The organism is Pseudomonas sp. MG-9, assembly GCF_018729515.1.
GTDB lineage: Bacteria > Pseudomonadota > Gammaproteobacteria > Pseudomonadales > Pseudomonadaceae > Aquipseudomonas > Aquipseudomonas serboccidentalis.
The window spans coordinates 240,153-247,464 of record NZ_JAHHZH010000009.1; the positions used below are offsets into that span (position 1 = coordinate 240,153).

Consider the following 7,312-nt stretch of genomic DNA (forward strand, 5'->3'; position numbering starts at 1 on the left):
CCCTTGGTCGGGCCGCGCCGTTGATTAGTCCTGAACCGGGGTCAGCGCAACGCGCAGAGCCTCGATGGCCGCGTCCCGCGCAGCGCTATCAGCGAACGCCGGGCTGTCGCCGACGCATTCGCCTTCCAGCCATACGCTGAAGCTCAGGTCTTCATTGCGCACATCCAGAGGCTGACCGGATTGCAGTTGCTTGGTCACCTGGCCCGCAGCTTTACCGTCGGCGAAATGGCGCGACAGCAGCAATTGCTCGCCATCGGCCGCCAGCAGACGGAAACGGAAGCTGCCGTCATCTTCGCGGAAGCTGACGAAGCGCGCGGCTTTCGCGGCTTTCTTCTTGGTAGTCGCCGCGACTTGCACCTGATTGATGAAAGAGCGCAGGCCGACCGCTTCACGCAATTCGTTGAGGAACGGGGTCGCCACTGCACGGGCCTTTTTCGCGCCGTGCTGCAGGATGTCTTCCAGATCGGCCGGGCGCTCGATCAGTTGGTGATAACGCTCGCGGGACTCACCCAGCTCGTTGTCGAGCAATTGGAACAGACGATTCTTCGCCTCGCCCCAACCCAGACCGCCCAGCAGTTCGCTGCGGAATTCGTCAGCCTGCGCCGGTGTGGCGAACGCCTGGAACAGGGTGAACAGGTGCGAGTTGTCCGGATCTTTCGCTTCGCCCGGCGCGCGGGAGTCGGTGACGATACGGGAGATCGCGTCCTTCATCTCTTTGGCGCTGGAGAACAACGGAATGGTGTTGTCGTAGCTTTTGGACATCTTGCGTCCGTCGAGGCCTGGCAACGTCGCCACGCTTTCCTCGATCAGCGCTTCGGGCATGGTGAAGAACTCTTTGCCCTGGCCGAACAGGTGGTTGAAGCGCTGGCCGATGTCGCGGGCCATTTCCACGTGCTGGATCTGGTCACGACCGACCGGCACCTTGTGCGCGTTGAACATCAGGATGTCCGCCGCCATCAGCACCGGGTAGCTGTAGAGGCCCATGGTGATACCGGCATCCGGGTCTTCACCGGTCTCGACGTTCTTGTCCACCGAAGCCTTGTAGGCGTGCGCACGGTTGAGCAGGCCCTTGGCCGCGACGCAGGTCAGCAGCCAGGTCAGCTCGGGGATTTCCGGGATGTCGGACTGGCGATAGAAGGTCACGCGATCGACATCCAAGCCACCGGCCAGCCAGGTCGCGGCGATTTCCAGACGCGAGCGCTGGATGCGCAGCGGGTCATCGCATTTGATCAGCGCGTGGTAGTCGGCCAGGAAGTAGAACGAATCGGCATTGCTGTCGCGGCTGGCGAGGATCGCCGGGCGAATGGCGCCGGCGTAGTTGCCCAGGTGCGGCGTGCCGGTGGTGGTGATGCCGGTGAGGATACGGGTACGGTTCGTCATGGGTAATCGCTTGTCAGACTGCAATCAATTCGAGAGACGCGGCAGGATCAGATCCTTGAGATCGGTCAGCTTGCCATGAAAAAAGTGTCCGCATTCTGCCACTTTCAGCAGCTCATGGGGGCGCTGGAGTTTGTCGGACCAGTCGTAGACCAACTGCGGATCGATCACTTCGTCGGTTTCCGGCTGGATCACGGTGAGTTCTCCGTGCTGTGGCAGTTGATCCTGATCGCCCAGACGCATCACCGCCGGCGCGACCATGAACAGATGCTTGAGCTGCACGCCTTGGGCTTCGAGACGACCGCCGAGACTTGCTGCAACAAATCCGCCGAAAGAAAAACCGAACAGGGTCAGCGGCAGATCCGGGTGTTTTTCCCGCAGCCATGCGGCAGCAGCCTGGGCATCGTCGACTTCGCCGGTGCCCATGTCGTGGGAGCCTTCACTGGCGCCAACGCCGCGATAGTTGAAGCGCAAGGTGATCCAACCGGCGTCGCGCGCGGTGCGCTGCAAGGTCGAGACGACCTTGTTGAGCATGGTGCCGCCCTGCACCGGGTTCGGATGGCAGATCAGCGCAATGCCGATTGGCTGCTCGTTGTCCAGGTACAGCGCTTCGATTTGGCCGACTGGGCCGGCAATGACTACAGGGGTTTCACGCATCAGCAAGGAAGGAACTCCGTGACCTCGAATCGGGTCGACTCGTCTAGCAAATTGTCTGTGCCAATCTATTGCGAGTGAATCGCGGTATACAGCGCAGGTTCGAGCCGTTAACGTAAAGCAAAGCCGTTTATAGAGGAAGGACTCGTGGAACACTCGCTCTTAGTTTGGTTGTTACCGACTCTTGCCCTGGTTGTGGGTGTCGCCATTGGATTCCTGATCGCTCGCGTCGCGCCGAATGCCGCGCCGAGCCGCACGCAGCGTCAACTGGATGATATCCAGGAACGTTTCGACAGCTATCAAAACGAGGTGGTCACCCACTTCAACAGCACCGCGATGCTGGTCAAGAAGCTGACCCAGAGCTATCAGGAAGTGCAGGATCATCTCGCCGAGGGTGCCAATCGTCTGGCCCTGGACGAGCAGACCCGTCAACGCCTGATCGCCGCTTTGCACGCCGATGCGGTACAGGCACCGCGCGAACGCCTGACGCCGCCGCGCGATCAGGAGCCGCCACGCGACTACGCACCGAAAGCCCCGAACTCGCCGGGCATGCTCGATGAGCAGTATGGTTTGAAGAAGTAATCAGCCTTCGCTGACAAAAAAAGCCCCCGGACAATTCCGTTGTCCGGGGGCTTTTTTGTGCCTATTGAGTTTGTGGTGCCTGCACAGGCCCAGTAACCCTGTAGGAGCTGTCGAGTGAAACGAGGCTGCGATCTTTTGATCTTGTTGTTAAAGCTAAAGATCAAAAGATCGCAGCGTGCCGCAGCTCCTACAGGGCGACTGCGTTCAGGCCAAAAAATGCCCGGTCACCAGGACCGGGCATTTCTTCATTCAAGCATTCAGTTACGGATACTGCTGAACCGTACCCGGCTGTTGCTGCTGGCCACCATACTGCTGACCCGGAATCGCCTTCAGGTTGACTTCAACCCGGCGGTTCTGCGCACGGCCATTGACGTCACCGTTGCTGGCAATCGGGTTATCCGGTCCGGCGCCACGGGCCGACAGGTTGGCACCGCTGACACCTTGCGAAGTCAGGTAGGTGGCCACGCTCTGCGCACGACGCTGAGACAGGTCCATGTTGTGCTGGCGGGCACCGGTGCTGTCGGTGTAGCCGACGATTTCGATCTGGTTCTGGTTGAACTCTTTCAGCGAGTTCGCCAGGTTGTTCAACGGCTGGTAGAAGCTTGGCGCGATGTTCGCCGAATCGGTGGCGAAGGTGATGTTGCCCGGCATGATCAGCTTGATCTGATCGCCCTGGCGCTGCACTTCAACCCCGGTGTTGGCCATGCTGGCGCGCAGCTTTTTCTCTTGCTGGTCGGCGTAGTAACCGTAACCGGCGGCCGAAGCCCCCACCACCGCCGCGCCGATCAAGGCACCCTTGCCGCGGTTGTTGTGGTCGATGGCGGCACCTGCCAAGGCACCGGCCAGAGCGCCGAGACCACCATACTTGGCAGTTTTGCTCATGCCTTGCGAGCCACCGTCGGCCTGCCCCTGATTGTCATACGGGTTGGGCGAGGCGCAGCCGGACAGCACGGCCACGGCAGTAGCGACAATAATCAAACGACGCGTGGTGAACATGGAAAGCTCCTACTTTTTTTGCATTCTGTGGTGCAGCGGCCGCTGGGCAGTAGCCCCCTGCGGGCGTTGGATCATGACAATGCCGAAAAATTCCGCCGCACACTCGTGACAAAATATTTAGGCGCGCACGAACGGGTTTTCCCGCATTTCATCCCCCAGACGCGTGTCCGGACCATGCCCGGCAACCACGGTTGCGTCTTCGTCCAGGGTGTACAGCCGCTGCTTGATCGATCGCACGATGGTCGCCTGATCGCCGCCCCACAAATCCGTGCGTCCTACGCCGCGACGAAACAGCGTGTCGCCGGCAATCAACAGCTTAGCCTCGGAAAACCAAAAGCTCATGGAACCGGGTGTATGTCCCGGCGTATGCAGCGCCACACCGCAGCCGCAGGCCAGTTCTTCATCGTCGCTCAACCAGCGATCAGGTGATGGCACCGGTGTGTATGGCACACCGAACATCTGGCATTGCATTTCGAGGCTGTCCCACAGGAATTGATCTTCCTTGTGCAAATGCAGCGTTGCACCGGTTTTTTCCTTTATCTGCCCCGAGGCGAGGAAGTGATCGAGATGCGCGTGGGTGTGGATGATGCTGACGACTTTCAGGCCATGCGCATCGAGGCGCGCCATGATCAGGTCAGGGTTGCCACCCGGGTCGACGACGATGGCTTTTTTGCTGATCGGGTCGCCGATGATCGTGCAGTTGCACTGCAACGGGCCGACAGGGAAGGTTTCACGGATGAGCGACGGGGTGGTAGCAGGCATTAAGAGTCCTCGACAAACGGCTGATGGCGCTTGCTAAGGATTCTACTTTAGGAGCCGATACAAAGTGCCAGGCCAGTAATTTGACGCCACCAATCTGAAAATAGTGGCCATATGATGTCAAATATGTAAAAACTGGTGCAGAATCGTATTCTTTTTGTAGCGACTGCATTCAGGATTAGTCGCATAGCACCCAGGAAAAACCATGCCTACCCCTTCGTCATATTCATTTGCGCTTCCTTCAGCATTGACCGGTAACAAGTACGTTGACAGCCTGATCTCCGGAACTTATTGGCTGGGGGCGAACTGGCCTGCTTCGGGTTCGACCAGCCTCAGCTACAGCTTCATGGCGCCCAACACTTCGTACTTCATCACTAATTACAGTCCTGACAATGAATACAACGCGCTGTACGAACTGACGAGCGGGCAGAAAAGTGCGGTGACCAATGCCTTGGCCACCTGGAGTGCTGTCGCCAACCTCAGCTTCACGCTGACCAGCGATGACATCAACAACGTGGGTGACCTTCGCTTTGGTGCCTATCGGTTGATGGATAACCAGACGGCTGCATGGGCCTACTTCCCGGCCAACAGCCCTACCGGCGGCGATGTCTGGATCGGCCCGGAGACGAATGACCCCAATCCGGGTCATGGCACCTACGACTACCTGACCTTTATCCACGAAATCGGTCATGCGCTGGGACTCAAACATCCATTCGATGTCAGCTCGACAAACAAAACATTGCTGGACTCGTCGCTCGACGATGTTCATTTCACAGTAATGAGCTACAACAGCAACTACTCCTATCAGCCAACAACGCCGATGCTGCTCGACATCATGGCGATACAGAGCCTGTACGGCGCCAATATGCAGTGGCAGACCGGGAACAACGTCTACTCATGGGCGTCAGACCAGTCAATCTTCGAAACCATTTGGGATGCTGGCGGCATCGACACCCTCGATGGCAGCAACCAACTGGCGTCCGTGACCCTCAATCTGAATGAAGGTACGTTCAGCCAGATCGGCAAGGCGTTTGTCGACCAGTCAACATCGAATCTCATCAATAACGGCCTGGCGATTGCGTATGGCGCAAAAATCGAGAACGCCATCGGCTCGATTTTCGATGACGTTCTGTACGGCAACGAGTTGGATAACGTACTCAACGGCAATGGCGGCGCAGACACCATGTACGGTGGCGCAGGCAACGACACGTACTACGTTGACAACGCCGGGGACGTTATTTTCGATTATCCGGGCATGGGCACCGACACCGTCGTGTCCTCCATCAATTACGTTCTCGGGGCGCATCTGGAGAACCTGACGCTGGCTGGCGCCGCCAACCTCAATGGCACCGGAAACGCATCGAACAACACAATCATCGGCACGGCCGGCGATAACTTCCTCGACGGCGGTCAAGGCGCAGACACCCTGATCGGTGGCGCGGGCAACGACACCTACATCGTCGACAACCTTGGTGATACGGTTACGGAAACCAGTACCCTTGCCAGTGAAATCGATACGGTCCGTAGCTCGGTGGCCTTCGCATTGGGCACCAACGTCGAAAACCTCGTCCTGACCGGCCTCGATGCGGTCAACGGCACCGGCAACGAACTGAACAACAGCATCACCGGCAACGACCAGGCCAACACCCTGGACGGCGGCCTGGGTGCTGACACCATGATCGGTGGCGGCGGCTTCGACAGTTACTACGTGGATAACGTCGGTGACGTGGTGATCGAAACCGACGCCTCGCTGACCGCCATCGACCGCGTGTTCTCGACGATCGACTACACCCTGGTGCAGAACGTCGAAAACCTGATCCTGCTGGGCAATGCCAACCTCAACGGCACCGGCAACAGCGTCAACAACCGCATGACCGGCAACGACGGCAACAACATTCTCGACGGCGGCCTCGGTGCCGACACCCTGATCGGTGGTCTGGGCAACGACACCTACATCGTCGACAACTACGGCGACACCGTGACCGAAACCAGCACTCTGGCTGGCGAAATCGACACGGTCCGCAGTTCGGTGGCGTTTACCCTGGGTGCCAATGTCGAGAACCTTGTACTGACCGGCAACGACGTGATCAACGGCACCGGCAACAACCTCAACAACACCCTGACCGGTAATGACCAGGCCAACACCCTGGACGGCGGCCTGGGTGCCGACACCATGATCGGCGGCGGTGGTTTCGACAGTTACTACGTCGATAACTACGGCGATGTCGTCATCGAAACTGACGCAACGCTCGGCGCGACCGACCGGGTGTTCGCATCCATCGGCTACACCCTGACTGCCAATGTCGAGAACCTGATCCTCATCGGTAACGACATCATCAACGGCACCGGCAACGAACTGGACAACCGTATCACCGGCAACGACCAGGCCAACACTCTGGACGGCGGCCTGGGTGCTGACACCATGATCGGTGGCGGCGGCTTCGACAGTTACTACGTGGATAACGTCGGTGACGTGGTGATCGAAACCGACGCCTCGCTGACCGCCATCGACCGCGTGTTCTCGACGATCGACTACACCCTGGTGCAGAACGTCGAAAACCTGATCCTGCTGGGCAATGCCAACCTCAACGGCACCGGCAACAGCGTCAACAATCGCATGACCGGCAACGACGGCAACAACATTCTCGACGGCGGCCTCGGTGCCGACACCCTGATCGGTGGTCTGGGCAACGACACCTACATCGTCGACAACTACGGCGACACCGTGACCGAAACCAGCACCCTGGCTGGCGAAATCGACACGGTTCGCAGTTCGGTGGCGTTTACCCTGGGTGCCAATGTCGAGAACCTTGTACTGACCGGCAACGACGTGATCAACGGCACCGGCAACAACCTCAACAACACCCTGACCGGTAATGACCAGGCCAACACCCTGGACGGCGGCCTGGGTGCCGATACCATGATCGGCGGCGGTGGTTTCGAT

6 protein-coding genes are annotated in these 7,312 nt (G+C 59.0%); 2 read left to right on the forward strand and 4 right to left on the reverse strand.

The features are described 5' to 3' along the window. Window positions 1-24: 24 nt before the first annotated feature. Together KKQ10_RS23130 and KKQ10_RS23135 are read right to left on the reverse strand one after the other, a co-directional pair. The gene (locus tag KKQ10_RS23130; protein ID WP_215502355.1) at window positions 25-1,380 is read right to left on the reverse strand and encodes a tryptophan--tRNA ligase; all 1,356 of its coding nucleotides are present in this window, start codon (window positions 1,378-1,380) and stop codon (window positions 25-27) included. 24 nt (window positions 1,381-1,404) lie between these two features. After that, the gene (locus KKQ10_RS23135; protein WP_215502356.1) at window positions 1,405-2,034 is read right to left on the reverse strand and encodes an alpha/beta hydrolase; all 630 of its coding nucleotides are present in this window, start codon (window positions 2,032-2,034) and stop codon (window positions 1,405-1,407) included. 144 nt (window positions 2,035-2,178) lie between these two features. On the opposite strand from KKQ10_RS23135, the gene KKQ10_RS23140 reads away from it, so the two are divergent. Beyond that, window positions 2,179-2,613, forward strand: a complete 435-nt coding sequence (locus tag KKQ10_RS23140; RefSeq protein WP_127648147.1) for a Z-ring associated ZapG family protein — start codon at window positions 2,179-2,181, stop codon at window positions 2,611-2,613. A 261-nt stretch (window positions 2,614-2,874) separates the two neighbouring features. On the opposite strand, the gene KKQ10_RS23145 is transcribed toward KKQ10_RS23140, so the two are convergent. Both KKQ10_RS23145 and KKQ10_RS23150 read right to left on the reverse strand, forming a co-directional pair. Continuing rightward, a complete protein-coding gene (locus tag KKQ10_RS23145) occupies window positions 2,875-3,609 on the reverse strand; it encodes a YiaD family glycine zipper/OmpA-like lipoprotein (RefSeq protein ID WP_127648146.1) in 735 nt (244 codons plus the stop codon). 117 nt (window positions 3,610-3,726) lie between these two features. Next, window positions 3,727-4,371, reverse strand: a complete 645-nt coding sequence (locus KKQ10_RS23150; RefSeq protein ID WP_215502357.1) for an MBL fold metallo-hydrolase — start codon at window positions 4,369-4,371, stop codon at window positions 3,727-3,729. A 202-nt stretch (window positions 4,372-4,573) separates the two neighbouring features. On the opposite strand from KKQ10_RS23150, the gene KKQ10_RS28580 reads away from it, so the two are divergent. Further along, window positions 4,574-7,312: M10 family metallopeptidase (locus KKQ10_RS28580; RefSeq protein WP_215502358.1), on the forward strand; the 2,739-nt coding region annotated here is incomplete at its 3' end.

What these genes read in the sequence shown, in the direction of transcription:
- KKQ10_RS23130 (WP_215502355.1), bottom strand. Translation starts at nt 1,380, where the DNA reads ATGACGAACCGTACCCGTATCCTCACCGGCATCACCACCACCGGCACG.
- KKQ10_RS23135 (WP_215502356.1), bottom strand. Translation starts at nt 2,034, where the DNA reads ATGCGTGAAACCCCTGTAGTCATTGCCGGCCCAGTCGGCCAAATCGAA.
- KKQ10_RS23145 (WP_127648146.1), bottom strand. Translation starts at nt 3,609, where the DNA reads ATGTTCACCACGCGTCGTTTGATTATTGTCGCTACTGCCGTGGCCGTG.
- KKQ10_RS23150 (WP_215502357.1), bottom strand. Translation starts at nt 4,371, where the DNA reads ATGCCTGCTACCACCCCGTCGCTCATCCGTGAAACCTTCCCTGTCGGC.